We start from the raw sequence: 26,800 nt of genomic DNA on the forward strand, positions 1-26,800 counted from the left end.
TTTACATGAAAAAATTTATACTCAAAACATTAGTATTTCTTTCACCAATACCACTTGCATTTATCTTGGGAATATTGCTACCCACAACTCCTCGTGCTTCAAAATCACTTTTAATGGCCAGCATTGGAAAGAATTCATTATTACAAAATACGCCATCGCCACGAATAATTTTTGTTGGTGGTTCAAATCTTTGTTTTGGCTTAGATAGTAAAACTATAAAGGATTCCTTAAAATTAAATCCGATTAATACTGCTATTCATGCTCTGATAGGTATAAAATATATGATTGATAATACAAGCGAATATATACAGAAAGGTGATATTGTAATTCTTGTTCCCGAATACGGTCATTATTATAGAGGCCTTGATGCGGGATCTGAAGAGCTAATGAGAACAGTTTTTGATGTAGATTTTATGAATATAAAGCATTTAAATCTGCCTCAACTTTCGAATATAGTTCCGTTTTTACCAAAATACATCTTAACAAAGTTTAAGATAAGTGAATATCATAATTTTAAAGACAGTGATATTTATTCCGTAAATTCGTTTAATCAATATGGAGATACCTACACACATTTAGAAAAAGAGCAAGAACATTTTGACCCCTATTCTACCATCGGTGGTGAATTTAACGATGACGTGGTACGGTATTTTGAAAAATTCCAGATCGAGCTCAATAAAAAAGGAGCATCACTGTATGTTTCATTTCCTTGCTATCAGGAAGCATCCTATAATAATTCGATTATTCAAATTAGAAAAGTTCAAGAAGAATTGAGAAAATCAAAACTACAAATTATAGGCTCAGCTGAGAAATATAAAATGCCTGATTCACTTCTATACAATACCCCATATCATTTGAACAAAAAGGGAATTGAATACAGAACAATGATGATGATTGAAGACATAAAAAAAGCCCAAAATAACAAAAAATAGCCTTAGTAAATACGGAAGGAATTACAGTAACAAAAAAGACTTGACCTTAAAGTCAAGTCTTTTTTGTTACTGTAATAAATCTGGTCGACGCTCTTGGGTGCGTTTAATAGATTGCTCCATTCGCCAATCATTGATTTTTTTCTCGTGGCCAGAAAGTAAAACCTCTGGCACTTTCCAACCCTCAAAATCGGCTGGTCGAGTATATACTGGCGGAGCCAAAAGATTATCTTGAAAAGAATCTGTAAGGGCTGATGTTTCATCGTTTAGCACGCCAGGTATAAGACGAATAAGAGCATCGCTCACAACAGCTGCGGGCAACTCTCCACCTGACAAAACGTAGTCTCCTATTGATATTTCTTTAGTAATAAAGTGTTCTCTAACACGCTCATCAATTCCTTTATAATGCCCACACAAAATCATAAGATTTTTGCTCATCGAAAGGCGATTGGCCATCTTTTGTTGAAAGCGTTCGCCATCGGGAGTCATATATATTATATCGTCATAAACTCTAATACTTTGTAAATTACGAATACATCGAGCAATTGTCTCGATTCCGAGTACCATTCCAGCCCCACCACCGAAGGCATAATCATCAATCTGTTTTTGCTTCTGGATTGAGTAGTCACGGAGGTCATGAATCACTACTTCGGCATGACCAGCATCTTTGGCACGCTTCAAAATCGAGTGGTCGAAAAAGCTATCCAACAAGCGAGGGACACACGAAATGATGTCAATTCTTAGTCCAGAATTTGGGGTATCTTCAATAGTTATTTTTTCTGCTTCCATCATTTCAAAACTTCTTATTCTTCCTCGTCGGCATCATCGGGTGTTCCAGCTTCATCTAAATAAACTTCAATTAAGCCCGCTGGTAAATTTGTATAAAGTTCTTTTTTTTCACGGTCAATCGTCTTCACGATTTCATCACTCACCGGAATTAATATTTCTTGGTTCTGATAATTCATCGCAATCAAGTCTTGAGCCTCGGCGGTATAAACGGCCGTCACTTTACCCAATTTTCCTTGCGTATCATCCACTATATCAAAACCTATAATTTCGTGGTAATAGAATTGATCGTCGTCCAATTCTTCCAAATTTTCATTTGGCAAATATAAATCACAATTGACGAGTTTTTGTGCCGCTTCAATCGAATCTACATCTTCAAACTTAATGATTGATTTATTGGCTCTGATTTGAATCTCTTCTACGAAGTAAGGTATCAACTCTCCCTTCATTTCTACCAGAATAGATTCTAAGTCTTCGTATTCTTCGGGGTAGTCAACATCTAACCAAATGGCCATTTCGCCTTTTAGTCCGTGGGTTTTGGTTAGTTTACCCACTAAATAACAATCTTCTTTTGTCATAGTAAGCGAATTATTGAATTAAATAAAAATCCTCGCTTTTGGGGCGAGGATTCTTTATAAATGACTGCAACTGTAAGAATTAAGCTTCTGCAGGTGTTTCCTCAGTAGTTTCTGCTACTGGAGCTTCTTCTGTGGCTTCTGCTTCTTGAGCAGCAACCTCAGCTTCTGCTTCAGCTATTGCTTTTTGTTGAGCGGCTTCCATATCAGCACGTTTTTTCTTTTCTGCATCAAATGCTGCTTTCTTAGCTGCATCTTTCCCTTCAGTTAACTTTGCTATCTTAACTTCTCTTTTTGCGTCTTTTTCTTTAGACCAAGCCTCGAAACGAGCATCAGCTACTTCTTGTGTGATAGCACCTTTTGCTACACCTACTTGTAAGTGTTTTTTCAACATAACACCTCTTACTGACAAGATTTTTCTTGTAGTATCTGTTGGCTCTGCTCCAACCATTAACCAATACACAGCTCTATCATCTTTCAATGAAATTCCTGCTGGAGTTGATTGTGGGTTGTACTGACCTAATTTCTCGATGAATTTACCATCACGAGGTGAGCGAGAGTCAGCTACTACGATGTCATAAACTGGTGCTTGCTTGCGTCCTCTTCTTGCTAATCTGATTTTAACTGCCATTTCTTTTGTTTTATTTAAAGTTGGGGAACTCGTCCCCTGTTTTATTTGGACTGCAAAGGTATAACTATTGCATTGAAAATCAAATATTTAGCAGAAATTTTATTGAATGGTAAATAGTAAAAGGCTGTTTTTAAGGAATTTTCTATCCGAATTTGAAGTTTTGTAAAAGAAAAAATAAGCCTATAAGCCGAATTCTGTATTTCGATTTCTCGAAATTCTTATCATTTATCTCGAACAAGTATCGCTACTTGCCTCTATCAACCTACCCTCCGACTCAGACGAGCAGCCTTAGTCCCGAAGGACTGTCGGTTTATTTGGTCTTTCAGCTCATGAGGTTTACCGTGCCTCGTTTGTCACCAACCGAGCGGTAGGCTCTTACCCTACCTTTTCACCTTTTCCGTATGACTACGGTAGTTTATTTTCTGTTGCACTGGCTGTAAATAATCAGTCGCCCAATTACTCCCTACCCGTTAGGTAGCATGATGCTCTTTGCTGTTCGGACTTTCCTCAATTCTCTAAAGAATCGCGATAAGACGGCTTACTTTTTCTGATGCAAAGGTAGAAAAAAAACCTGTAAGGCCTTGAATACCTTACAGGTTTTATATTTAACGTCAATGTATGTTTTTCTTATAAACCTTCTACTTTTACTTCTACTTTACCCTTTGCCATCACGAGTGCAACTATACTTGTTGGAGTAAGATATACTTTATCAGGTTGAACAGCATCAATTTTCCCGCTTAGTTTTACACCTTTTTTGTATTCGGTATTCATGGCAGTTTCTATATTCTGTTTGGCATAGGTGATTAGTTCATCAACTGGCAAACCATATTCATCTTCAATCATCTTCACGAGTTTACCTTCTAAAAGCCAAGCAGCAGCTTTTGCTAAGATATTTTTTGTCTGAATATCAAATTGCGAATTCGATAATACGATTTTTTTCTTTATTGGGTCATACACAGGAATACCTTTAATATATACAGCACCTTTTAGACTACCTTTAATATCAGCCTTGATTACCAAAAACTCATTGCTTCCATAAATGTCAATTTCGGTAATCTCGATTTTATATTTTCCTTCTTGAAACTCATATTTCTGCCCTACAAACATCTTTTTTGCCTGTGCGGCAGCTTCTGTAAACAAAACATCGCTCATTAAACCTACTTGAAAATCATTTGGAATACCTGTGACAATCTTTAGGTTAGGCACAGAACTCACCGAAAAAGGAGCAAAAGGGCGGTCGCCAGTAAGTGTTTCGGTGAATGCTTTAATACCAATAACTGACTTTATATTACGCCCTACGGTTCTTAATGGTACCATCGAAATCTCCAAAGGGGTAATTTTCACCCAAGTGTGATATTCTTCTGATACTAAATAAGGTTGCATAGCCGCATTCCACGCTTGTATAACATAAGGCTTGATTGTCATATTCTTTGCAACGGCATCATCAAGCGATTTAGCGAATTTGGTGTGGTTATTATCAATTATTTTTCCGACAATGAAATCAAGAGGTACATCGAAACCAACATTTACCTTTGGTTTTGTAATCCATTCATAGCCATTTGGCGTGGTAAAAGTTTGCACTGACCAATCGGGTTTTATGGTAAAACGGGTCGAAAATTTCAGATTCATCTCAAATTCAAGTGGAATATACTTCATAATACCGAATGCTCCTATACCTTTTTCAGCCCAAACTTTAATCGGAACAGTGAAATCAAAGACATCATTTGTAGCAGCAGTAATAAGGATATTAGACTTTTTCCAAACTTTACATTTAAAATTATCATTATTATCATCGGTATAACTATTATCTTCGAAAATCAAACCCGTGACTGTTGCATTAATTTGCTTCTCGATGTCGCTCATGGCAATATCGAACGGAATACTAATATTTGAAGGTATCTTCTGCACGAGTACGGTATCTTGTAAATAGTTTTCGACTGGAGCTTCGGGGTTTGATTTCTGCCCGATGGCATAGAATGATGTAAAAAAGGCAGTAAAAAAGGCAATAGCAACAAAATTGAGACTCGCTAACTTACTTTTCATTGATTAATTTAATAATGGTTTGGTTATATTTGACAAATAACTTCAAAAAGTATCATTTTATTTTAATTCGAGTAGCTCCGTAGCCAAATTTTTCTTTTTGAGCATCTTGAAACCAAGCTACATTTTTATGTCCTGCTAATTTCTTCTGAATCTCTTGCTTCAAGACACCATTTCCTACACCATGAATAAATACGATTTCATCCATACCAGATGCAATGGCATTTTCAAATTTTGCTTCAAAAGTTCGCATTTGTAGGTCGAGCATTTGTGCATTATTCATACTCAGAGCATTTGTGGTGAGTTGCTCAATATGCAAATCAATGGTTGCAGCAGGTTTTTCAATGGTTTTGAGAGGAATTTCTTCCGTTTTTGACTGCATCATTTTCTCTTTCAGTTCCGCTGGGTTGATTACAAGTGGCAAATCATCTGCATCTAACTGAAATAAATAACAGTCTTTGGCAAGAATAGGTGCTGACTTTTTGTGGCTGAAGAAAGTATTGGCACGCAGCCGCATTTTCTTTATAAAAGTTGGCCGCTCAATGAAATAACCCAAATTATAGTAAAATGCTTGAAAAGTTAAATTTCCCCAATCGTCAAAGTCTATTAAGTCTAAATCTTTAGGATATTTCTGGAAACTTCGAGCCGTGAGAAAACCACCAAGCAAGCCTCGATGTGTTTTTTCTGAGCCTGTAGTCAATGAAAACGGCAAATCCCAATCACTATTGTTAATGATGTGCAATGAAACCAATTTTTCATTGATCGGCAAAAATGCTAAGTAGATACCTTTATCGGCTTTTACGTGTGAACTACTTCTTTCAGCAACAGGTCTCTGTGGTGGTATCGTTTCTTGTACTCTCGACTGCGGCTTGAAAGCCTTATCTTCTGCTTTTGAAACGACTGCCAATTCTTTGCGTAAAACAGGCAATTTAAAACCTTCTTCAATTTCAACCTCTACGACATCATTCTTCAAAAAACGGGTTACTATACCTTCTTCTTTTGAGTGTATGAGCCTTACCTTATCTCCTATATTCATTATTTTGGTTATCCTAAAATTATGTTAAACTTAATGTATTCTGCAAAATTAGCTGAAAATAAAGCAGGATTGAAGATAAATGAATAATTTGTAATAATGACCATAAAAAATTCGCCATACGATTTTAAACAAACTGTATGGCGAATTAAATGAAGAGATAAAATTATTGCTCTTTAGTAACTTCCAAGGTATTTACGTATGCCCCATTCTACGGTGGCAAGTACCAATAATAGAAAGAAAAACCACTTCAGATTGATAAACTCATTCATCTCCTCGACACTCGTCACTTTATCTGGAGCTTTATTTGAAGATAAGAAGTCTTTCAATTTTTCAAGTTGATTCGCCACAAAGAATTTACCATTATTTTGAGTGGCCAAAGTACGCAACATATTAAAATCAGCAGTTGTATTGAGACTTTCCAAGTCAGTATTACGAACAATAAACTGCCCATCAACAACTTCGCCTTTACCCAAAACTTGCGTAGATGCCTTGTAACGATAGACTCCTTCGGGCAAGCCAGTAATCTCAAAACGGCTATTATCTTTCGTTGTAGTGTAGCTAAAGCTTCTTACTTTACCTTTTTCATCAGTGATATCCAATTTAATATCTTGGTTGTAGATTCTCTCATAAATATCATTATATGCCTCGTTTTCAAAGATAACTTTTTCATCAATTGAGAAATCGGGCGAGATTGGATAAACTCTAAGTTTACGTTTATCATCTTTTACTGAAATCAATTGAAGGGTTTTCATCACCACTTCATCAATAATTTCTTGTTTATCGGTCAACGAAAACTCTTCGAGACGCCAAAGCCAAAGACCTTCGCCAGCCAAAACTGCTGATTTTCGAGCGGAAGTTGTATTGGCAATCAACAATGGTTTAGGTGTGGTGAGTGAACCGACTCTCTGATAAAGGATAATTTCGCTACCAGCCGTTGGTTTATAATCACCAAAAGGAGCCAAAATAGGCGGAAGTCGTTCTAAAAGGCTCAGTTTATCCCCATCGAGATTAAATAAATTGAAATTAGTATTAAACTTTGCGGTCACTTTATCGGCCTTTCCTGCTTGGGCAGCAATCGAAAGTGTTTGCTGCATTCCATTAAAGCTTGTGATATTCGTTTGATTTCCGAGTACGAATAAGGTCGGTTTCGCTTGTGCCAATAATCGACTTACCACATTGCCGCCCATTCCATAAATATCAGGCAATTGATGTAAAATCAAAACATCGAACGGTTGAGAACCAATTTGACTTAAATCATCGCTTTGAATAATCTTAATTGTCAATTCATACAAATCATTTTTTTCGATGATACTTTTCAATGCTTTTACATCGGGATGTGGAGCAAGTGCCACAAGCAAAACTTTTTCTTTCCCATCAACAATATCAATATAGGCATCTTTTGCGTTATTTTTAGTCGAAAACTCTGCATTTAGCGGTACAACTTCTACCGTAAAGCGTTGCATTCCTTTTTGTTGAGCAGTTACATAAAATGTAATTTGCTTCAAATCATCTTGCTTATCGAAGCTAACTATTTGTTTATCAACGACATTTCCTGCTTGTTTCAATAAAACTGTTGTTGATTTCCCTTGAAAACCATAGCTCGACACCTCGGCTTGAATTGGGAATTTATTACTCAAATAAGCAATTCTGTTGGCATAAATAGCATTTAGTTTCACATCTCGTTTCTGAGTTGTATCACCTAATCCGACTGCATGAATATTAAAGTTATATTTGCCGTAAGTTGGAGAAATACCTTCATTAGCAATACCGTCAGATACCAAAATTAAATCAGTGAGGTTTCTACCTTCATAACTCGACTTGATATTTGCCAGCATTTGCGATAAATCTGACCTCTTTTTATTGAATTTTATATCACTAATATTCTTATTATCAGCTTCTTCATCAAGGCTTTGAATTTCGACACTCGCACCTTTTGCTTCGATAGACTCTTTTAGTTGTTGTAGATTTTTCTTTAATGCTTCTAATTTTGCTTGTCCGCCATGCATCATCGACGATGAATTATCAACAGCCAATACCACTGTTGGCTTCTCTATCGTAGATTTATTATTGCGTAAAAGCGGGTTTATTAACAAAAAAGCCAATAAGCTAACCAAAAGACCACGAATGATGGTCAGCATTCGATTTTGTACAGGACTGAAAGTTTTTTTGTTTTGATAAAGTACGAAAGCGTAAATCCCACCAGCCAACAAGCATAGTAAAATAAACCAAGGTGAAGATTGAAAAATAAATTCTGATTTCATTTATATATAAGGTCGATGGTCTATTAGGTGCTACTATATTCCAAGTCGAAGAGTATTTCAAAATTGTGATATAGCACTCAATTATAACAAGAATAGCTGTTCAAATATTCTGCCAAGATACAAAAAAATGTCGTCAAGCAGAAGAAAACTTCTACCTGACGACACTTATTATGAGCTTTTCGTCTATTCTTTTCTTACATTAACATTCCACCATCTACTTGGAGGGTTTGACCTGTAATATATTTCGACATATCAGAAGCCAAGAAAACGCACGCATTTGCCACATCCTCGCCTTGTCCTGCACGTTTAAGCGGAATATTTTTCAACCAATCTTCCAAAGCTTTCTCATTCAATTCGCCTGTCATTTCAGTTTCGATAAAACCTGGAGCAATAGCATTTGAGCGAATGTTTCTTGAACCTAATTCTTTAGCTACTGATTTGGTAAAGCCAAGAATACCAGCTTTTGATGCCGAATAATTTGCCTGACCAGCATTTCCCATTAAGCCAACTACCGAAGTCATGTTGATGATTGAACCACTTTTAGCTCTCATCATTGGCTTTGTGGCAGCTTTTGTAAGGTTAAAAACTGACTTTAAATTTACTCTTAACACTTCGTCCCATTGTTCCTCAGACATTCGCATTAAGAGTGTATCACGAGTAATACCCGCATTATTAACTAAAATATCAAGCGTTCCGAAGTCAGCTACTACATCTGTTACTAATTGCTCGGCAGCAGCAAAATCAGAGGCATCCGAACGATAACCTTTAGCTTTGATTCCATAAGCAGCAAGTTCGGCCTCAAGAGCTTGACCCTTTTCAATGCTTGATAAATATGTAAAGGCAACGTTTGCTCCTTGTTCAGCAAATTTCTTAGCAATTTCACGTCCGATACCACGTGAAGCACCTGTAACTAAGGCTACTTTGTTCTGTAATAAAGTCATTATTAAGAGAATATTAAATTACACGATTACGGTTCAAAATTACGGTTTAATCATTTGAGATTTCAGAAAAACTTCGTAAATTTTCATAGAAATCAAACAACACAGCCTATGACAGACAAAGAAATGGAATTATTTGAGAAAATTCAAGCCTTTGAATTAGACGATAATTCTGCCAATTTCAAATTCTCCGAGCGACTCGCAAGAGAAAATGGTTGGAACAAAATTTACACCCTAAGAGTAATTGACGAGTACAAAAAGTTTATTTTCCTCTGCTGCATTACTGATTCGGGTGTTACTCCCTCCGACCCCGTTGACCAAGCTTGGCATTTACATCTTACCTTCACAAAATCCTACTGGATTGATTTCTGTCAAAACACTCTCAGTCAGCAAATTCACCATAATCCAACAAAAGGAGGAACTAACGAAAGAGAAAAATTTAAAAGCTACTACAATTCATCTGAAAGTCTCTACAAAGAAAAGTTTGGCATTTATCCACCCGATGATATTTGGCATAATACTCAAAAACGCTTTTCAGAAATAAACTTCCAGAGAGTAAATCTTCACAAAAACTGGGTTATACCAAAACCAAACTTTGAACTTATCTCTAAAACACTACTTTTTTCTTGTATTCCGTTTATCATTCTACAAGCAAACCCAACAAAAACAGTCCTGATAGCAATTTTAATTTTTGGAGTGTTTTCCATAATTGTTTACGCAGTGGTTAAGGCTTCACAAAATCAATCAAGTCCAAATGATAGCACTGGTGGCAGTGGTTGCTCTTCCTGCGGCACTTCACATGATACTGACAGCGGTGGTGATAGTGGATGTTGTGGCGATAGCGGTTGCTCAGGTTGTGGCGGATGCGGTGGTGGCGATTAAGCCTCTACTCGTTCCTTAGCTAACTCTTCTCGCAATTCTTTACTTGTTTTCGTGCTACCATCTGGTGACCAGCCAGGTGGCATCAAAAGTAATTTAATTTTAGTTGAAAAGTTTGATGGCTTTCGGAGGTCATTCCACAAATCTACCCAAGCATGAAAAACAATATTTACGGCTCCCCGATTCTCTAATGGATAAGTTAGTCCGTACCTGATTGGTAAATCATCAATTTCTTCTTGAAAAGTACCAAACAACCTATCCCAAATAGATAAACACATACCCATATTCTTATCTAAATACTCAGTATTTGATGCGTGATGAACTCGGTGCTGAGAAGGAGTTACAAATACGTATTCCAAGAGCTTATAAGGCATTTTACGAAGTTTTGGAACATAGCTTGTATGAACTAAAATTCCATAAATTTGAGTAATCGAATACATCACTGCCATATCTACAACCTTGAAACCAAGCAATGAAAGTGGAATAAAATAAATAAAACGATATAGCGGCTGAAACACCGAAGACCTAAACCCAACTGTTAGATTAAACTGTTCAGAAGAATGATGTGTAACGTGAGAAGCCCAAAAAAAACGAGTATAATGGTCAACCACATGAAGCAGATAGTACACAAAATCTTCGGCAACAAAAAGTAAAAACCAGTATAAAATAGGGTTTTGAATCTCAATAAAATGATATTGATAGACCCATGCCAAAATTCCCCAAGTAATTCCTCGTGAAAGCAAATCGAGACCACCGTTCAAAATCATTAGATAAAGATTCGTAATTGTATCTTTAAATGTATAAAAATGACGATGCTGAAAATTACTCAAAAGTATCTCGCCAACGATTAAAATCGTATAAAGTGGCGTTGTAGTAAAAATAATAAACTGCTCTAAGGTAAGGTTTTTAATGGTTTCAAACATTCTAAAACTCAATTATAGGTTATGTAATGGTTATTCTTTCCCTGCAACAACTATAACAATTTCACCTTTTACCGTACGATTGGCAAAACTTGCAATAATTTCGGGTAATGTCCCACGCACATTTTCTTCAAACATCTTTGTGATTTCTCTCGAAACACATGCTTGACGCTCTGCTCCAAAATATTCAATAAACTGTTCTAAAGTTTTTATTAATCTGAAGGGTGATTCATAGAAAATCATCGTTCTATCTTCTTCAGCCAATGCTTTCATTCGAGTTTGTCTTCCTTTTTTTACAGGTAAAAAACCTTCAAAAACGAATTTATCACATGGTAAACCCGAATTTACTAAAGCAGGAACAAATGCTGTCGGACCAGGTAAACACTCTACTTCTATCTCATTACGCAGGCATTCTCTTACTAATAAAAACCCAGGGTCGGAAATTGCGGGGGTCCCAGCATCTGAAACTAAGACGATTTTTTCACCTTTTTTAATCCTTTCTATAACTTTATTGAGCGTTTGATGCTCATTAAAAGCATGATGGCTTTGAAGTGGCTTCGAGATTTCGAGGTGTTTTAGTAAAAATCCAGTATTGCGAGTATCTTCTGCTAAAATCAAGTCAGCTGATTTTAAAACATTAATTGCTCGTAAGGTTATATCTTCTAAATTGCCAATTGGCGTTGGTACTAATACAAGTTTCACAGTGTTTTTTTCGACAAAAGTACAAATTTTTATAGCTATTAACGCAAGATCGCAGTAAAATATCAAAACTTAATCACATAAAATCAAGACATTTTTCTCCTAAAATATATTGCATGACACCGTTCAATAAGATTTATTATTCAAAAGTTATATAATTTTCAAAATTTTCTGAAAATACTTGACAAATAAATATTTAATACTTACTTTTGAATCAATTATTTCCCTTTAATCCTAATAAATCCCATAAAGCCATGTTATTAGCAGCATTAGCACTCGCAATCGGCGGAATCATGATGACTAAAGTTCGTGAAACCGAAGAACTTTACGCTCCCAAAGGTTATTTAGCAAGTTTACAATCTCGCCCACGTAATGTTTATTACTATTAGAATGGATTAAAAATAGTTTTTATTGAAAGATTCCACTAAAAATCATCTCTTTAAAAAATATTTTAACATTTTTTCTAATCATCGAGTGTATTTTTTCAGGTTTTACGATAAAAAAATCTGATAATCAATACTTGCTTTTTAATTGGCATTGTTTTTAATAAAGTAAATAACAAATATTACACCATAAAACGTGCAAAACTATGTTATTACTCACAATTGCCTCACTCGCTATCGGTGGTCTTTTAATGACCCGCATGAACGAAGAAAAAGAATTGTATGCTCCAAAAGGTTATTTGGTAAACTTACAATCTCGTCCTCGTAATGTTTATTCATGGTATTAAGATTTATCTTTCATCTTAATTGAAACAATACATATTTCAAAATATGTATCCTTGAATGCTTTTGCTTATTTTTTGATTAGATTTATGGCTTTTTAGCTATAATATTGCTAAATTTTTGTCTAAATCTTCTATAATTGTGCTGGCTTCTTCTAATCCGATATAAAATCGGAGCATATTAACTTGTGGATCATTGGCTTCTACAAATGCACATTTAGGCATTATTAAAGATTCGTGTCCTCCCCAAGAGACTGCGATTAGAAAGTTTTGTAAGGATTCACAAAATTTCTTGATTGCAGATACATTTCTATTCTTCAAAGCTATAGTAAACATACCCATCGGCATCTTCATTTGCTTTTGGGCGAGAGTTTTTTGTGGGTTATCATCGTTAAAAGGATACCAAATATGTTCAATTTTATCTGAATTTTTCAGATACTCCAATACTTTAAGAGTTGTTTCTGATGATTGTTTCAATCTTATTGGCAAAGTTCGTAAGCTACGGAGCATCAACCAAGCATTATGCGGGGCCAGAATATTACCAAAAGTCATAAATTCATTATGAAATATTTGAGTAATTTTCTCTTTTAAACCACAAATTGCACCAGCTACCACATCACTATGCCCGTTATAATACTTTGTTGCCGAATAAATTACCAAATCAATGCCAAAATCTATCGGTCTTTGGCATAATGCTGTACAATAACTATTATCAATGACGGTTGTAATTCCTCTACTTTTGGCAAAATCTGCAATTTGAGCTAAATCTTGTAATTCAAATGTCCATGAACTTGGAGATTCTAAATAAATTAACTTCGTTTCTGGCTTACAAGCCATTACAAAATTTTCAAAATCTGTTCCATCAACAAATGTTGTTTCAACTTTAAATCTTGGCAAAATCTTAGTCATCAAATGATTAGCCCACGAATATGGGTTCTTCACACTCACTATATGTTCACCAGCATTTACCTGCGAAATCACTGCATTGCTGATTGCAGCAGCACCACTACCCACCATTAGGCAATCTTCACTCCCTTCGAGTGCCGCCATTTTTTTACAAAGCATATCTACCGTCGGGTTATTTCCTCGTGTATATATGTGCTGGTCTTTTTCATTTTCTATGGCAAATTTAAATTCATCAACGGTTGGATAGGCAAAATTGCTGGTTTGAATAATTGGTGGAGCGACTGCATGAAAATAATTTTCTCGGTCTTCAGCTAACTGATTTAGGATAAAGGATTGGTTCATTTTTTATCAATAATTGGATTTAAAAATCTTATTATCAGGCATTTACATACTTGCTAATGTACTTCACTTAATATTTTTCTTTTTAAAATATAGAAAAACTACTGAGCCGATAGCTAAAAAAATAATACCAGCTATGGCTTGTTGTGGCTTTTCAATAAGTGTGTTTAAAACAATGAAGCTACACATTGCTATAAATACTATAGCTGTAAGTTTACCAATAAGTGTTTTTTGTTTGATAAGTTTAAAGTATGTAGCTGCTGTTAATAGAAAGAAAGCTGTATCTACAAAAACTACATAAGTAATTAAATTTGAGAAGGTTTTCCAGAAAATTAATAATAATATAGTCCATATTGATTGAAAAATGATGGCCCAAAATGGTGTATGGTATTTAGGATGTATCTCAGCAAACTTCTTAAAAAATAGACCATCATCGGCCATTGCAAAATAAATGCGAGGAGCTGTTAAAATATAAATTCCAATTGTTCCTAAAACAGATAAAACAATCAAAAAAGATATAAATTTACCTCCGAGAGTCCAAACAGTACTAATCGCATCTGAGGCTAAACTACCTGAACTCGCAATCTGAGTAATTGGAATAAGCTTAAGATAAGCAAAATTGATAAATAGATAAGCGGTACAAACCGCAATTATACCTAAAATCAGAGCTTTTGGCACAATTCTACTGGCATCTTTTACCTCTGCTGCAATAAAAGTTGCATGTTGATACCCTCCATAAGAAAAACTTACGCCAATTAAAGCAAGCCCAAAAGCTGAAATAAGTGATAAATTATTCATATTTGTTGGGAAATCAATGTTAGTAAAACTCACATCAGTGTTTGTGCCAAACAAAAATCCAATAAAAATAACTGATATGATACCGAGTAATTTGGCAGAAGTAAAAATGCTGGCAAAAAGGCTACCTAATTTTACACCTAAAATATTCATTATGGTAAGTAATGTAATCGAACCAATTGCGATTACGAGTTCCATACTTTCGGAAACGGGAAAAAATACTTTTAAATAAGAGGTAAAAACTAAACTTAGGGCAGCTAACGAACCAGTATTAATGACAATCAACATTGACCAACCATATAAAAATGCGGGTAGTTCGCCGTAAGCTTCTTTCAAATAAACATAAAATCCACCAACTTTTGAAAAATGTTCTGCAATTTTAGCAAAGGTTAATGCTCCACATAATGCAATTGTTCCGCCCAAAATCCAAACTGACAGCATTAATCCTTCGCTTGGTAAATATCCAGCGATTTCGGATGGAGTACGAAAAATACCCGACCCAATACTTGAACCAATCGCTATCATAGTCAGACTGAATAGACTTATTTGTTTTTTTAGCAGATTCGACATTTTATAGTTTTAGTTAGGATGAAAAGTATATCAGAATTATAGGTTTTAGGATTTTTTTATACGATTATGTACGTTTTATTACCACTGAGAATCAAATATCCTTGACTAAATACAAGGAAATGCATTTATATTCAATTCTCAGGCGTTTTAAACCGTATTTTTAGGCCCGTTTTTTGCAACTTTCGTATAAAAAAATCCTTTAATGTGGGTTTTAATACTTATAGTAAAAGCAAAAATAGACATAACTATCTGATTATCAACAAGTTACAAACACAGGTGGATAAGTTTTTTTGCTGCCTCTCAATCAATTAATTTATCAATTGCAGCGGCCAGTTTTCTGTCTTTTTCAGTAATTGTATTTCCAGAATCGTGAGTAGTTAACTCAATTTTTACAATATTCCAAACATTTGACCAATTAGGATGATGAGCTTGCTGCTCAGCCAACATTGCGACTCTTGTCATGAATGAAAAAGCTTCGGAGAAATCTTTGAAAGTAAATGTGCGAGTGAGTCGATTATCTTGTTCTTGCCACATAAAGTTTGAGATGATTGAGTTTATATGAAAGTAAAGATACAAAAAAAAGCCGAATCTTTCGATTCGGCTTTCGGTGCAGAGAGAGAGGGATTCGAACCCCCGGACCCTTGCGAGTCAACGGTTTTCAAGACCGCCGCATTCGACCACTCTGCCATCTCTCTATATTGTTGGTCACTGCCTTATTGTGATACAAAAGTACGGCGTTTTTTTCTAAATGTCAATAGCGTCGCAAAAAAAAACATATTTTTTTTCAACTTTTTTTCGTACGAAACTATATCTGGTTGACTATCAATATTTTATAAATTATTTTTTTTAAAGTTTTTTCATAAGTACTAAAAATAAAGAACTTCCAAAAAAACCTTTTTTAAGCAGCTTTTCCTCAAGCTTCACAACTCGATAAAAGAATGTATTTACAAAATCAGAAGGTACAGTAACGTCTGATTTAATATTATTCAGGTTGATTAATTTCAGCTTCAATTGTATTTGTTGTATGAGCCTAACTGCCAAAATGAGTGGAGATATCAACACACTCCAATAAGTGTAGTGCGTGATTTTAAGTTGAAGATTTGAGAAAATCTTCTCAAAATCAGATAGTGTAAATCGTTGCTTTCCTCCTACTGCAATATCGTGCGTTCCATAAAAAATACTGAATGCATTATTATTTGTAATGATGATTCCACCTGACTTTAGAATTGTTTGAAAAGTATGAAAAATATTCGTAATAGTGGAGTTATCAAATTGATATACGACATCATCATTGACAATTACATCAAAACTTTCTTTCTCAAACACACTTTCAAAATTAGTTATGTCGGTTTGTTGAACATTGAGGTTTCGCTCTTTACAAAAACTTACAGCATCGGATGAATAATCAAAACCTTGAATATTTTGGTATCCGTGCTTTATTAAAAAACTCATTAGTCCACCCGTTCCGCAGCCAGCATCAAGAATTTTGATTTGCTTATTTTCTTGAAATTTAATTTGAATTTCATCCAAGACTTTTTCATGTAGAATTTTGTACCACCAAAGTTTTTCTTCGGCTTCATACATCATTCGATACTCGCCATAATTGATAAGCATTTGCTATTTAGGGTTTGATTAGATAGTCTTAAATTATTTCTCAATAAACTGTGGTGTTTGGTTTTGTGATAAAAATGCTTTTGATACATATTCACCAATGATACCGAGTGACGTAAGCTGAATTCCGCCAAAAAAAATAAAAATTGCAATTCCCCAATCTGGTATAATTCTGAGAATATATAAAATGACTAACAATATAGAAAGAATCAACGAAGCAATTCCCAGCGACAAAATTATACGAACAGGTAAGATTGAGTATCCGAAAAGGATTGTCATAAAAAGAGTAATCAATCTTTTGAGTGTATAGTTTGATTCTCCTTCCATTCGAGCATTATGCTCTACTTGAATTTTGTCTACATTGTTTGTCACCCGAAAAATGAGTGCATCAATATACGGATATGGCCCTTTATATTTTATTATTTCCTGGATTACCTCAAAATTAATAAGTTTGAAACTCGACAAATATAAATCGGCTGGTTTTTGAAGTAATGAGGTAGTAAGTCGATTGACGAGCCAACTTCCAAAGTTTCTGAAAAAATGATGTTTCTTTTCGGCATAATAACTATACACAACATCAAAATTTCCTGACTGGGCTTTCTCAACTAATTTAATAATCTCAGAGGGTGGATTTTGAAAATCATCATCGATGATAACTGCGTAATTTCCTTCTACATGATTTAGGCCACACATAACGGCGTTGAACTCCCCAAAATTTTTCCGTAGAGAATAAAACTTTAGGTTTGAGTTTTGGGTTTCTAAAATCTTACATACTTTTTCAGAATCATCGGGACTTCCATCATTGACTAAAATTATTTCAAAATCGTATTGTTTCAGTTCTACCTGCAAAGTTTCTACAAGATGAGCAATGGTTTTTGCTCCTTTATATACAGGTATTACGACTGAGAGTAACTTTGTTTTTTCGTTAATCATTCAATAATTTTCTTCTTTTGGACAATTAATATTTGTTTATTTTCTCAATAATGTAACTTACTTCTTTTTCGGATAAAACAACATTGAGTGGGATACTGACAATCTCTTCATGGATTTGTTCGGCAATCGGAAATGTACGATTATTCCATTCTCGATAAGCGAGTTGCTTATGAGGTGCAATCGGATAATGAATATCTGAACCAATTCCATTATCAGTCAGATATTTCCTAAACTTATCTCTATTTTCAACTCTCACCACAAACAAATGCCAAGCATCTTGATTAGCAGTATCAGCTGGAGGAAGAATAATTTTTGTGTTATTTATTTCGGATAAATATCTGTTTGCAATTTTTTGGCGAATAAAATTCTCTGATTCAAGATGTGGAAACTTTACATTGAGGATAGTCGCTTGCAATTCATCCAGACGGCTATTCAATCCTTGATAATCAAAAACATACTTTTTACCCGAACCATAATTTCGTTTTGCTCTAAGTCTTTCAGCCAGTGCATCATCATTTGTTGTGATTGCTCCAGCATCGCCCATTGCTCCCAAATTTTTTGTTGGGTAAAAACTAAAACCTGCACCATCGGCCAAATTACCAGCTCTCTTACCTTGGTAAATTGCTCCGTGAGCTTGAGCTGCATCTTCAAAAACTTTTAAGTCGTATCGGTGAGCAACCCTCATAACAGACTCCATGTCACAACATTTGCCATAGAGATGTACTACCAAAATAGCTTTGGTATTTCGGGTAATTTTTTCCTCAATTTTTGCTGGGTCAATTAAGTAGGTATCTAAATCTGGTTCAACCAATATTGGTTTAAAACCAGCCAAAGTGACTGCTAAGATTGAAGCAATGTAAGTATTTGATGGAACTATAATTTCGGAGTCGGGTGGAAAATTTGATGCCTTTAACAAAAGCACCAACGCATCGAGTCCATTGGCAACTCCTATACAGTGCTTCACTCTACAAAACTCGGCAAAAGTTTTTTCAAATTTCTTTACCTCATCGCCCAATATAAACCAACCAGAGGCAACTGCATTTTTCAATGCAGCATTTATTCCTTTTTCATAAGGTCGGTTTATCAACTTTAGGTCGAGAAATGGAATATTTTTAATTCCCTTAGATGAAGTCTTAATGTTAGTTTTCAAAATACACTAATTTTATTTACCACAAATCCCTTTGAAATCGCATCTTTCGCAAGTTTTGATTTCTGTAGTTTGGACAAATGGTATTTCTGGATTCAATAAATCGGTAATGATCTGAGTCAGAATTTCTTCTGACTTTTCTATAAAACCAAAAATCGTTGGGTTACTTTCAAAACTCAAATTTACTTCTAATTTTTCCTTTAAATTACGGAATGAATAAATTTTAGCTGTCACGCCATAATTTTCAAACTTTTCTCCACCAATGATTAGCTTTCGCTCGTTCATTGATTTTGTGACAAGGTATTGATACAGCCAAAGCTGGCGTAATTTTTCTTTATCTGGGTCGTGTAGTACTTCTTCCAAAGTTAGGTCTTTCGGAGTTTCTAAATCTTTAGCCACTACTTTTCCAGTTTTATAGTCGATTACTTTCAGCATTTTCCCTTCTCTTTCAATACGGTCAATGCGTCCAGCAATTTTAATTTTCTGAAGTTTGCCCCAAATTAATTTTTCGTAAACAACTTCAATCAACTGCTCGGCTTCAATTACTTCTATTGGAAAACTTTGTGTTTCTTTTTGACTCTCAAAAAAATCTTTTAGTAATTGTTCAGCTACTTGTTTCAATAAATAATTCATACCTGACTCTACCACAAAACCTCCAAACTTTTCTTGATAGGCATAATCAAGTCGCTCTTCTAATTCACTTATAATTTTTTCAATATTTTCTTCAAAAATTATTGGCCCATAATCTTTGTCAATTTTTTCTAAAGTATTATGAATCCAAGTTCCGAAAACATCCGCCCCGAAATTTTCATCTATTTCTTCACGCTTTGAAATCTTGGCTACTTTATCAAAATAAAATTGAAGCGAACATTTCAGATAATTGCTAAGCGATGTTGGATATATCCCTTTCTCAGAAATTAACTTACTAATACTTTGAAGAATCTCCTCATTCTTGAAGATCTCAATTTTATTAAAAACTTCAATGTCAGTATCCTTCCCGAAACTAATTTTTGGGTACGACAATTTAATATTTTTATTCTCTTTTACCAACTCATTTTCTATTTGTAAAATAAATCTACTTTTCTCACTGCTTCCTCCTCCAAGTCCTTCGCCATTTGGAATCACATATAAAATATCAATTTCTTTGGCTCTTTGCAATAATCTAAAAAAGTGATACGACGTCACAGCATCTTGGTCGGAATGCACAGGAAGGTGATACTCAATACAAGCATCAAACGGAATAAGTGAGTTGACATGTTTAGCAGCTGGCAAAGTTCCCTCATTGACCGACAAAATAATCACTCGTTCAAAATCCAAACAACGAGTTTCGAGCATACCCATTATTTGTAGATTTGAAACAGGTTCACCACTAAACGGGATTTTCTCTTGTTTAATTAATTCATATAGAAAATGCTTGAAACTTCTAAGACTTAACTCTCGATTTTGAAATAGTATTTTTTCAAGACGATGCAGAATAGTCAGAAATAAATATAGATACTCTGTTTCAATAGCGTCGTTTGAGTCTCGGTAAACATTACGGAGTTCATCTATTAAATCATAAAATGCAAAAAGTGCTTTTTGCGGATTATCTCCCCAGCGAGAAAACAGAATTTTGAAAATAGGTTCGTTTTCGCCCAGCTCCAACATTTCGTCTTGACTTAGGTAAACCTTATTGGCTCTTAAAATTTCAGAAAGAGTTTTTCTAAAAACTGTTCGCTCCTGAGATTTTGATTGAATTTCCGCCGCATATTTAATTTGTTCGTAACGGCGAATAAAAGGATGATTCAGAACTTTGAATATATGACGGTGACTAAATTTTGGCATTTTTACTGTCCCACCATCTTTGGTTTTAAACTCAGCAATATTTTGTTGAAGTTCAAAAACTGCGTCAATTAATGTAAACAACATTGAACCACGCAATGAAAGTCCCATCGTAATATTGAAATCAGAGATTCGTTCGTTGAGTGAGTACATCACTGGCTGCAACAAATTTTCATCAGCCAATACAATCACAGTTGGTACATCAGGGTTTTCAGCAACTGCATCAGCGTAGAGGTGTCCCGCAATTTTTGTTTGGAGTGTTGCATTTTCTACTCCAATAATTCGCATTTCTTTTTCACCTTTGAGCAACTCATCCGTTTGCCAATTCCACTTACCAAATCTTCCACTATTTTTATATGACCGCAAAAGTGTTCCTGCTTTATGGTTATATTCAGGACTCATAAAATAAGTATCTGCATCCCAGAGAGTTTCGGCTCTATTGGTTTTTACGAGTGTTTCTATAATTTTTTCTTCGGATGCACTTAAAGCATTGAAACCTACAAAATAGTATTTTTCAAAGATTATCGAATTTTCATTTTTCTCAATGAGAAGTTGTTTTACCGATTCTGCTAAAATACGATAGGCCATTCCACGATAAGCCAAGCCTTTTTCGGTTAGAGCTTTTTGTAAATCAGCATAAACATTGTAAATATTCTCGAAAAGCTTGAAGTATTTATCAATCGTAGGAGTTATCTGATATTCGGGTTTCCCATTTTGAAGTTGGGCAGGGTTCCATCTTTCCAAAACCTTCGCCTCACTCATGTACTCAAAAATTGACTTTGGATTATCAACTAAATATAAATCAATCGTATCAAAATCTCGGAGAAGCGTTGGAGCCCACGAAATGAATCTTTCAAATTTTACTTCGGGGTCATATTTCTTAAAAGTTTCATAGAGCTCAAACAGCAAACTTACTGCATCAATTTGGTTGACACCAGACATCTGCATAACAAAATCATCGATGGCAAGAATCTCAGGTGAGATAAATGGAGCATCCGATAATTTTGCTAAGGCTTGTTTAAAATAAAAAACCGCTCTACGACTCGGCAACACCACACAAATATTTTTCAGTTGTGCGAGTGGGTGCTTATCAAAAATATACTGAGCCGATTGATTAAGAAATGTCATCTTTGTTGGATTACTAATGATTTAGGGCGAGAACCCTCAACCAAAAATACACACTTCGGCTCGAAGTAGCAAATCATTCTACTTTTTATCTAAGGCATCTTTGTAAGCTTTCAATACTCGTTCACGGGCAAATGTATGGTCAACAATCGGACGAGGATATTCAAAACTATTCAATTCGGGAATCCACTTTTTTATGTACTTCAATTCGGGGTCAAATTTCTGAGTTTGTGACGTTGGGTTGAAAATCCTGAAATACGGAGCGGCATCACAGCCACTACTCGATGCCCATTGCCAACCACCATTATTTGCTGAAAAGTCAAAGTCCATTAATTTTTCAGCAAAATATGCTTCGCCCCAACGCCAATCAATCAGTAAATGTTTTATCAAAAAACTGGCGGTTATCATTCTGACTCGATTGTGCATAAAACCAGTTGCGTTGAGTTCACGCATTCCAGCATCTACAATCGGATAACCAGTTTTTCCTTCGCACCATTTTTTAAATTCTACTTCGCTGTTTCGCCAAACAATAGTATCGTATTCTTTTCTGAAAGAATGCCCATCGCTGATATGCGGAAAATGAAAAAGAATATTCATATAAAAATCTCGCCAAATGAGTTCATTCAACCATTTTTCATTCAAAGCGATTGCTTTCTGAGTTAGTTTTCTGATACTGACAGTTCCGAATCGAAGATGTACACTTAATCGGCTTGTTCCGAGAATGGATGGAATGTCTCTTACTTCATCATATTTTTTAATCAACTCTTCACGCAAATCTTTCTTCGGAAAAATGCTACCCGTTTCAACGAATCCAATTTCTGTCAAAGTTGGAAATTTGAATGGTTCTGTTTTTATGAAGTTCTGAAAATAATTTTCAGTTGGATATGATTTCAAGTAAAACTCATTGAGGGTTTCTTTCCATTTTCGGCTGTATGGTGTAAAAACCGTGTAGGGTGTACCTGCTCCACTCAAAACTTCATTTTTCTCAAAAATCGTTTGGTCTTTAAAAGTATAAAAAGCAGTACCATTGGCATTGAGCATCTCTCCTATTTGCTTGTCTCGTTCAATGGCATATTTCTCATAATCATGATTGGTATAAACCTCGGCAATTTCAAAATCTGAAATTAAATTTTTCCAAATCTCAAAAGGGTATCCAAACTTCACTAATAATGACGAACCAAAACTCAATAGTTGCTCATTTACGTCAGCCAATGCATTATAAATAAATTCAACTCGTTGGTCTTTCTTGTTTTCGAGTTTATCCAAGATATTTTTATCAAAAATAAAAATCGGCAAAACTTTATATCCACTCTTCAAAGCATGGTAAAGTCCAGCATTATCTTCTAAACGGAGGTCACGGCGAAACCAAAAAATGGCCACTTTTTCTTTTGTCATTATTTATCAGTTTTTTATATACTTCTATCCTTTTTTTGTATGCACATTAAAATAAAAACTTTACATTTGGGTAAATTGTTTGTCTAAACATCAAATTCAATCAAAATTAAAAAACAATGAAAAAACTAATTGTAACCGCATTTTCTTTAATCACTTTCGGGGCTTTTGCACAAGATACACCAAGTGCCGATGCAATCATAGAGAAATATTTAACAGCCATCGGTGGTAAAGATGCTATCGCAAAAATTCAAGATTTAACCATCAGTAGCACAAGCGAAACCCAAAGAGGTACATCAGAAACCGAAATGAAATTCAAATTTCCAGACCGCTACGCAATGTCAGTTTATGCAAACGGTAACGAAGTGATGAGCACAATTTATGATGGAAACAAAATGAAAAGTGGTAGTAGTTTTGGTGGAGGGAATCGCCCACCGATGGAAGGGAAAGAAGCTCAAATGGCGGCAATGAGAAGCAACCCATTTTCTGAAACATTGTATGACAAAATGGGAATCACTCGTACAGTTGTTGGCAAAGAAAAAGTTGGAGACAAAGATGCTTACAAACTTGAACTTGCAACTGCCGACGGAAAAAAATGGAATGATTTTTATGATGTTGAATCGGGTTTAAAGGTAAAAACTTATTCAATGAACGAAACTCCAAGAGGAAAATTTGAGAATAATGTTTATTACCTAAACTACAAAAAATTCAAAGGAGTTGATGTAATGTTGCCATCGCAAACCAAAAGAAGTGCAGGACAAATGGGAGACATTACCTCGGAAGTACAATCTGTTAAGGTCAATAAGGGTCTCAAGGATTCAGATTTCGTGATAAAGGAGTAAGTTGATTTCAAATATTCAATTCTCAGTGCCGATAATTCTTGGGAGATATTACCTCAGAATTACAATCTATCAAAGCAAATAAGAGTCTCAAGGATTCAGATTTCGTAATACATGAGTAAGTTGATTTCAAATATTCAATTCTCAGGGCAGATAATTTTACGGTTATCTGCTCTTTTTTTGCCATTTAAGCCAATAATTCGTTAATTTTGAAGAAAATTATCATCAATTCAATGGAGGAACGCAGAAAAATCAGAGAAAACGAACGAAATTTAATCATATTTTTATTGGAAAAATTGGGGCTAAATACAGAACAATACCCAATCAATGAAGACGTTGAAGAATATGAAGGAGGGAAAATGGGAAGTATCAGCATGGGAAACCCTGATATTTCACCTTATAAAGATGACCTCATTCAAGCAAAATATATAGATTCAGATGGAACTGAAGTTATAATTACACTCACACAATGTATTAATAATCAATTACTTGACTTAGATTTTTGGAAAGTTGATTTCTCAAAATTGATTACTTTCCCAAAGCCTGAAGATTTGACTTTTGCAGACTAAACATTTTTTTTAACAAGTTGAAAACCTGTGCTAAAATCACGCAAAATGATATTAAAAAAATCACTTATTTACTTTCTATTTTTTGGTTATCTATCTTTTCAAAATTCATTTGGACAAGATAAAACTATCTTATCGAATCAAATTGACTCTTTGATAAATACAAAATCAACGAAACCTTTTAATGGAATCATCACAATTGTAAATCACGGAAAAATACAATATTTTAAAATAAAAGGTTTTGCTGATAATGAAAAGAAAACTCTGCTAAAACGCAATGACCAATTTGTCATTGGTTCAATCAGTAAGCAATTTACGGCAGCCTTAATGCTACGTACATTTGATGCAGGAAAGGTTGAACTACACAAACCTATCAAAAGCTATCTGCCTAATTTAATGGCTACTTGGTCAGATTCAGTCACAATTCATCAACTTTTGACTCATACGCACGGAATTACGGCATTGAATAAACCTCTTTCATTTAAGGCAGGCACACAATATGCGTATTCACAAATTGGCTATGATTTGCTGGCACAGATTCTTGAAAGTGTCACACAGCAATCATTTGCACAACTTGCAGACGAACTTTTCAAGAAGTGTGGAATGCTAAACACATTTCACCCAAACTTAAAAAAGTACAAAAATTTAGTTAAAGGATATTCTGAGCAAGAAAACGGAAATTTAGTATTTGAGACAGCGACTTTTGAAAATTATCCAGCTGCGGGCGGATTTATTTCTACTATTGATGATTTAGTAAAATGGAACGAATGGCTGTATTCAGGGAAACTATTTAAACCAGCTACATTTCAGATGATGAAAACCAAACAACCAGTAGCTGTGCGTCAACATCCACTATTTGGAAAAACTGAATATGGCTACGGAATTACGGTTGATGATAAAGAAGGATTACTTCAACTCGGACAAACTGGATATACTCCAGGTTTTATTTCGATGAATTTTTATTTTCCTGAAACGCAAACGAGCCTTGTTATCTTAGATAATTTTGTTTGGCATCCAGAAGAATTAGACAAAGCATTCAGATACCATACCGAAATACTTAACTATGTGAGAAAATCACTCAAATAAATTTATTTTGACGTAAGGGTTCCTGTACTACTGATTACATACTCATTACTATTAATCAATAATACCACACGGGCTGGCGAAAACGAATCGTCAAGGCTGACTAAGATTTTTTCTTTTCCATCGATGTAGCCTTTTTTCTTGTCGAGTTTGGCCAAAACTATGTTGCTTTCTTCGTCATACTTTGGGTCGAGCGGAGAAGTATAAACAATTCTACCTTGTAAATCTATGTAATGAAAATTACCATTGAGTTTAACAGCGGCCATTCCTTGGTCGAATGCACTGGCTTTATCGAAAGTAGCAGGAATAAACTCATAACCTTGTTGATTTACAAAACCATATTTTTTGTTGGCTTTAAAAACCGCAATACCGTCTTCAAAATCATCCAATAAATCGTAACGTGGTGATATTATTTCTTTCCCTTGGTGGTCAATTACGCCAAATTTATTGTTTTTCATCACCACCGCAACACCTTCTTTAAAACTACGAACAGTCTGATAACTGGGTTTTACTACAAAATTTCCTTTTTTATCAATGGCTCCAGCTACGTTATCCAACTTCACAGAAGCAACTCCTTCGTGAAACGAACTTGCCAAATCATACTTCGGTTCGATTACGACCTTACCTTTTTTATTAATGTACCCAAACTTACCATTTTTCATAAATACTGCATAATCTTCTGAAAATGGCAATGAAAACTCAAATTGATAATCAATAACTAATTTTCCTTTAGCATCTATATATCCGTTGTGACCATCTTTGCCAACTAAGCCCAAACCTTCGCTGAAGCCCATTGCAAAATCATGGCGTGGATAAACTACAATTTTTCCATTTTTATCAATAAAACCATATTTATTTTGGAAACTTACCATTGCAAAACCATTGAAGAAAGGCTCGCATTTATCAAAAATCAAGGGCGTGAGTAACGAGCCATCTGTACGAATAAAACTATGACGATTATTTTCGGTGACAATTGCGAGTCCGTCTTTAAAATCTGATACTTTATCAAACTGACAAGGAATCTGCAAAATACCTTGGCGGTTAATAAAACCAAATTTTCCTCCGATATTTACTTTGGCCATTCCATCATAGAAAAAAAGGCCGATACTTTCTCTTTTAGGAGCAATCGGTTCTTCAATGTGTTCTTTTTGAGCTAAAGTATTGAAACACAAGCTACCAAAAACACTAATCAAACCTATAAATACACTTATTCTCATAGCAAAATATTGTAATAGTCAACCTAAAAACCTTTCAG

Annotated in this window: 25 protein-coding genes, 1 tRNA gene and 1 other RNA gene; 7 read left to right on the forward strand and 20 right to left on the reverse strand. The window is 34.9% G+C overall.

Annotated features, from left to right (window positions below; genetic code table 11):
- Positions 1–5: 5 nt before the first annotated feature.
- Positions 6–932 (forward strand): hypothetical protein, encoded by a 927-nt coding sequence (locus tag ABR854_RS05275; protein WP_350264318.1) that lies wholly within the window; start codon positions 6–8, stop codon positions 930–932.
- Positions 933–998: 66 nt separating this feature from the next.
- Here the strand turns inward: ABR854_RS05275 and trmD are convergent, their stop codons facing one another.
- The 8 genes from trmD to fabG all read right to left on the reverse strand — a co-directional run bounded on the left by trmD (position 999) and on the right by fabG (position 9,199).
- A complete protein-coding gene (trmD, locus tag ABR854_RS05280) occupies positions 999–1,718 on the reverse strand; it encodes a tRNA (guanosine(37)-N1)-methyltransferase TrmD (RefSeq protein ID WP_350264433.1) in 720 nt (239 codons plus the stop codon).
- A 14-nt stretch (positions 1,719–1,732) separates the two neighbouring features.
- Positions 1,733–2,293, reverse strand: a complete 561-nt coding sequence (rimM, locus tag ABR854_RS05285) for a ribosome maturation factor RimM (RefSeq protein WP_350264319.1) — start codon at positions 2,291–2,293, stop codon at positions 1,733–1,735.
- Positions 2,294–2,372: 79 nt separating this feature from the next.
- Complete coding sequence (locus ABR854_RS05290; RefSeq protein ID WP_350264320.1) at positions 2,373–2,921, reverse strand: 30S ribosomal protein S16; 549 nt, start codon at positions 2,919–2,921, stop codon at positions 2,373–2,375.
- Positions 2,922–3,088: 167 nt separating this feature from the next.
- Positions 3,089–3,466, reverse strand: an RNA gene (gene rnpB, locus ABR854_RS05295) — RNase P RNA component class A.
- An 82-nt stretch (positions 3,467–3,548) separates the two neighbouring features.
- Positions 3,549–4,964 carry a DUF4403 family protein gene (locus ABR854_RS05300; RefSeq protein WP_350264321.1) on the reverse strand — a complete coding sequence of 472 codons (1,416 nt, stop codon included), beginning with the start codon at positions 4,962–4,964 and terminating at the stop codon, positions 3,549–3,551.
- A 52-nt stretch (positions 4,965–5,016) separates the two neighbouring features.
- On the reverse strand, positions 5,017–5,997 hold the full coding sequence (locus ABR854_RS05305; RefSeq protein ID WP_350264322.1) for a Smr/MutS family protein: 981 nt from the start codon (positions 5,995–5,997) through the stop codon (positions 5,017–5,019).
- Between the two features lie 173 nt (positions 5,998–6,170).
- Complete coding sequence (locus tag ABR854_RS05310) at positions 6,171–8,258, reverse strand: vWA domain-containing protein (RefSeq protein ID WP_350264323.1); 2,088 nt, start codon at positions 8,256–8,258, stop codon at positions 6,171–6,173.
- A gap of 194 nt (positions 8,259–8,452) precedes the next feature.
- Complete coding sequence (fabG, locus tag ABR854_RS05315; RefSeq protein WP_350264324.1) at positions 8,453–9,199, reverse strand: 3-oxoacyl-[acyl-carrier-protein] reductase; 747 nt, start codon at positions 9,197–9,199, stop codon at positions 8,453–8,455.
- A 108-nt stretch (positions 9,200–9,307) separates the two neighbouring features.
- Between fabG and ABR854_RS05320 the strand changes: the two genes are divergently transcribed.
- A complete protein-coding gene (locus ABR854_RS05320) occupies positions 9,308–10,078 on the forward strand; it encodes a glycine-rich domain-containing protein (RefSeq protein WP_350264325.1) in 771 nt (256 codons plus the stop codon).
- Here the strand turns inward: ABR854_RS05320 and ABR854_RS05325 are convergent.
- Positions 10,075–10,998 carry a sterol desaturase family protein gene (locus ABR854_RS05325; RefSeq protein ID WP_350264326.1) on the reverse strand — a complete coding sequence of 308 codons (924 nt, stop codon included), beginning with the start codon at positions 10,996–10,998 and terminating at the stop codon, positions 10,075–10,077. The two genes, ABR854_RS05320 and ABR854_RS05325, sit on opposite strands and share 4 nt — an antisense overlap.
- A 30-nt stretch (positions 10,999–11,028) precedes the next feature.
- Positions 11,029–11,697 (reverse strand): 16S rRNA (cytidine(1402)-2'-O)-methyltransferase, encoded by a 669-nt coding sequence (rsmI, locus tag ABR854_RS05330; protein WP_350264328.1) that lies wholly within the window; start codon positions 11,695–11,697, stop codon positions 11,029–11,031.
- A 251-nt stretch (positions 11,698–11,948) separates the two neighbouring features.
- Between rsmI and ABR854_RS05335 the strand changes: the two genes are divergently transcribed.
- Positions 11,949–12,083, forward strand: a complete 135-nt coding sequence (locus ABR854_RS05335; RefSeq protein WP_350264329.1) for a hypothetical protein — start codon at positions 11,949–11,951, stop codon at positions 12,081–12,083.
- A 200-nt stretch (positions 12,084–12,283) separates the two neighbouring features.
- Positions 12,284–12,424 carry a hypothetical protein gene (locus ABR854_RS05340; RefSeq protein WP_350264331.1) on the forward strand — a complete coding sequence of 47 codons (141 nt, stop codon included), beginning with the start codon at positions 12,284–12,286 and terminating at the stop codon, positions 12,422–12,424.
- A 96-nt stretch (positions 12,425–12,520) separates the two neighbouring features.
- Here the strand turns inward: ABR854_RS05340 and ABR854_RS05345 are convergent, their stop codons facing one another.
- The 9 genes from ABR854_RS05345 to ABR854_RS05385 form a co-directional block, all read right to left on the reverse strand.
- Positions 12,521–13,666, reverse strand: coding sequence for a trans-sulfuration enzyme family protein (locus ABR854_RS05345; RefSeq protein WP_350264332.1), 1,146 nt, complete (start codon positions 13,664–13,666; stop codon positions 12,521–12,523).
- Between the two features lie 63 nt (positions 13,667–13,729).
- Positions 13,730–15,028 carry an APC family permease gene (locus ABR854_RS05350; RefSeq protein ID WP_350264333.1) on the reverse strand — a complete coding sequence of 433 codons (1,299 nt, stop codon included), beginning with the start codon at positions 15,026–15,028 and terminating at the stop codon, positions 13,730–13,732.
- Between the two features lie 300 nt (positions 15,029–15,328).
- The gene (locus ABR854_RS05355) at positions 15,329–15,562 is read right to left on the reverse strand and encodes a 4a-hydroxytetrahydrobiopterin dehydratase (RefSeq protein ID WP_350264334.1); all 234 of its coding nucleotides are present in this window, start codon (positions 15,560–15,562) and stop codon (positions 15,329–15,331) included.
- A 76-nt stretch (positions 15,563–15,638) separates the two neighbouring features.
- Positions 15,639–15,723, reverse strand: a tRNA-Ser gene (locus ABR854_RS05360).
- Positions 15,724–15,874: 151 nt separating this feature from the next.
- Positions 15,875–16,642 (reverse strand): class I SAM-dependent methyltransferase, encoded by a 768-nt coding sequence (locus ABR854_RS05365; RefSeq protein ID WP_350264335.1) that lies wholly within the window; start codon positions 16,640–16,642, stop codon positions 15,875–15,877.
- Between the two features lie 33 nt (positions 16,643–16,675).
- Entirely contained in the window at positions 16,676–17,572 is an 897-nt protein-coding gene (locus tag ABR854_RS05370; protein ID WP_350264336.1) for a glycosyltransferase family 2 protein, read from the reverse strand.
- A gap of 25 nt (positions 17,573–17,597) precedes the next feature.
- The gene (locus ABR854_RS05375) at positions 17,598–18,722 is read right to left on the reverse strand and encodes a DegT/DnrJ/EryC1/StrS family aminotransferase (protein WP_350264337.1); all 1,125 of its coding nucleotides are present in this window, start codon (positions 18,720–18,722) and stop codon (positions 17,598–17,600) included.
- Positions 18,723–18,734: 12 nt separating this feature from the next.
- Positions 18,735–21,668 (reverse strand): PD-(D/E)XK nuclease family protein, encoded by a 2,934-nt coding sequence (locus tag ABR854_RS05380; RefSeq protein WP_350264338.1) that lies wholly within the window; start codon positions 21,666–21,668, stop codon positions 18,735–18,737.
- A gap of 78 nt (positions 21,669–21,746) precedes the next feature.
- Positions 21,747–23,060, reverse strand: coding sequence for a cryptochrome/photolyase family protein (locus ABR854_RS05385; protein WP_350264339.1), 1,314 nt, complete (start codon positions 23,058–23,060; stop codon positions 21,747–21,749).
- 116 nt (positions 23,061–23,176) lie between these two features.
- Here ABR854_RS05385 and ABR854_RS05390 point away from each other — a divergent pair, with 116 nt between their 5' ends.
- The 3 genes from ABR854_RS05390 to ABR854_RS05400 all read left to right on the forward strand — a co-directional run bounded on the left by ABR854_RS05390 (position 23,177) and on the right by ABR854_RS05400 (position 25,548).
- On the forward strand, positions 23,177–23,899 hold the full coding sequence (locus ABR854_RS05390) for a hypothetical protein (RefSeq protein ID WP_350264340.1): 723 nt from the start codon (positions 23,177–23,179) through the stop codon (positions 23,897–23,899).
- A 230-nt stretch (positions 23,900–24,129) separates the two neighbouring features.
- The gene (locus tag ABR854_RS05395) at positions 24,130–24,465 is read left to right on the forward strand and encodes a DUF6984 family protein (RefSeq protein WP_350264341.1); all 336 of its coding nucleotides are present in this window, start codon (positions 24,130–24,132) and stop codon (positions 24,463–24,465) included.
- Between the two features lie 45 nt (positions 24,466–24,510).
- Positions 24,511–25,548: a serine hydrolase domain-containing protein gene (locus ABR854_RS05400; RefSeq protein ID WP_350264342.1), complete on the forward strand. Its 1,038-nt coding sequence runs from the start codon at positions 24,511–24,513 to the stop codon at positions 25,546–25,548.
- Between the two features lie 2 nt (positions 25,549–25,550).
- Here the strand turns inward: ABR854_RS05400 and ABR854_RS05405 are convergent, their stop codons facing one another.
- The gene (locus tag ABR854_RS05405; RefSeq protein WP_350264343.1) at positions 25,551–26,762 is read right to left on the reverse strand and encodes a WG repeat-containing protein; all 1,212 of its coding nucleotides are present in this window, start codon (positions 26,760–26,762) and stop codon (positions 25,551–25,553) included.
- Between the last annotated feature and the right edge of the window lie 38 nt (positions 26,763–26,800).

This window comes from Emticicia sp. W12TSBA100-4 (assembly GCF_040253585.1).
Lineage (GTDB): Bacteria > Bacteroidota > Bacteroidia > Cytophagales > Spirosomataceae > Emticicia.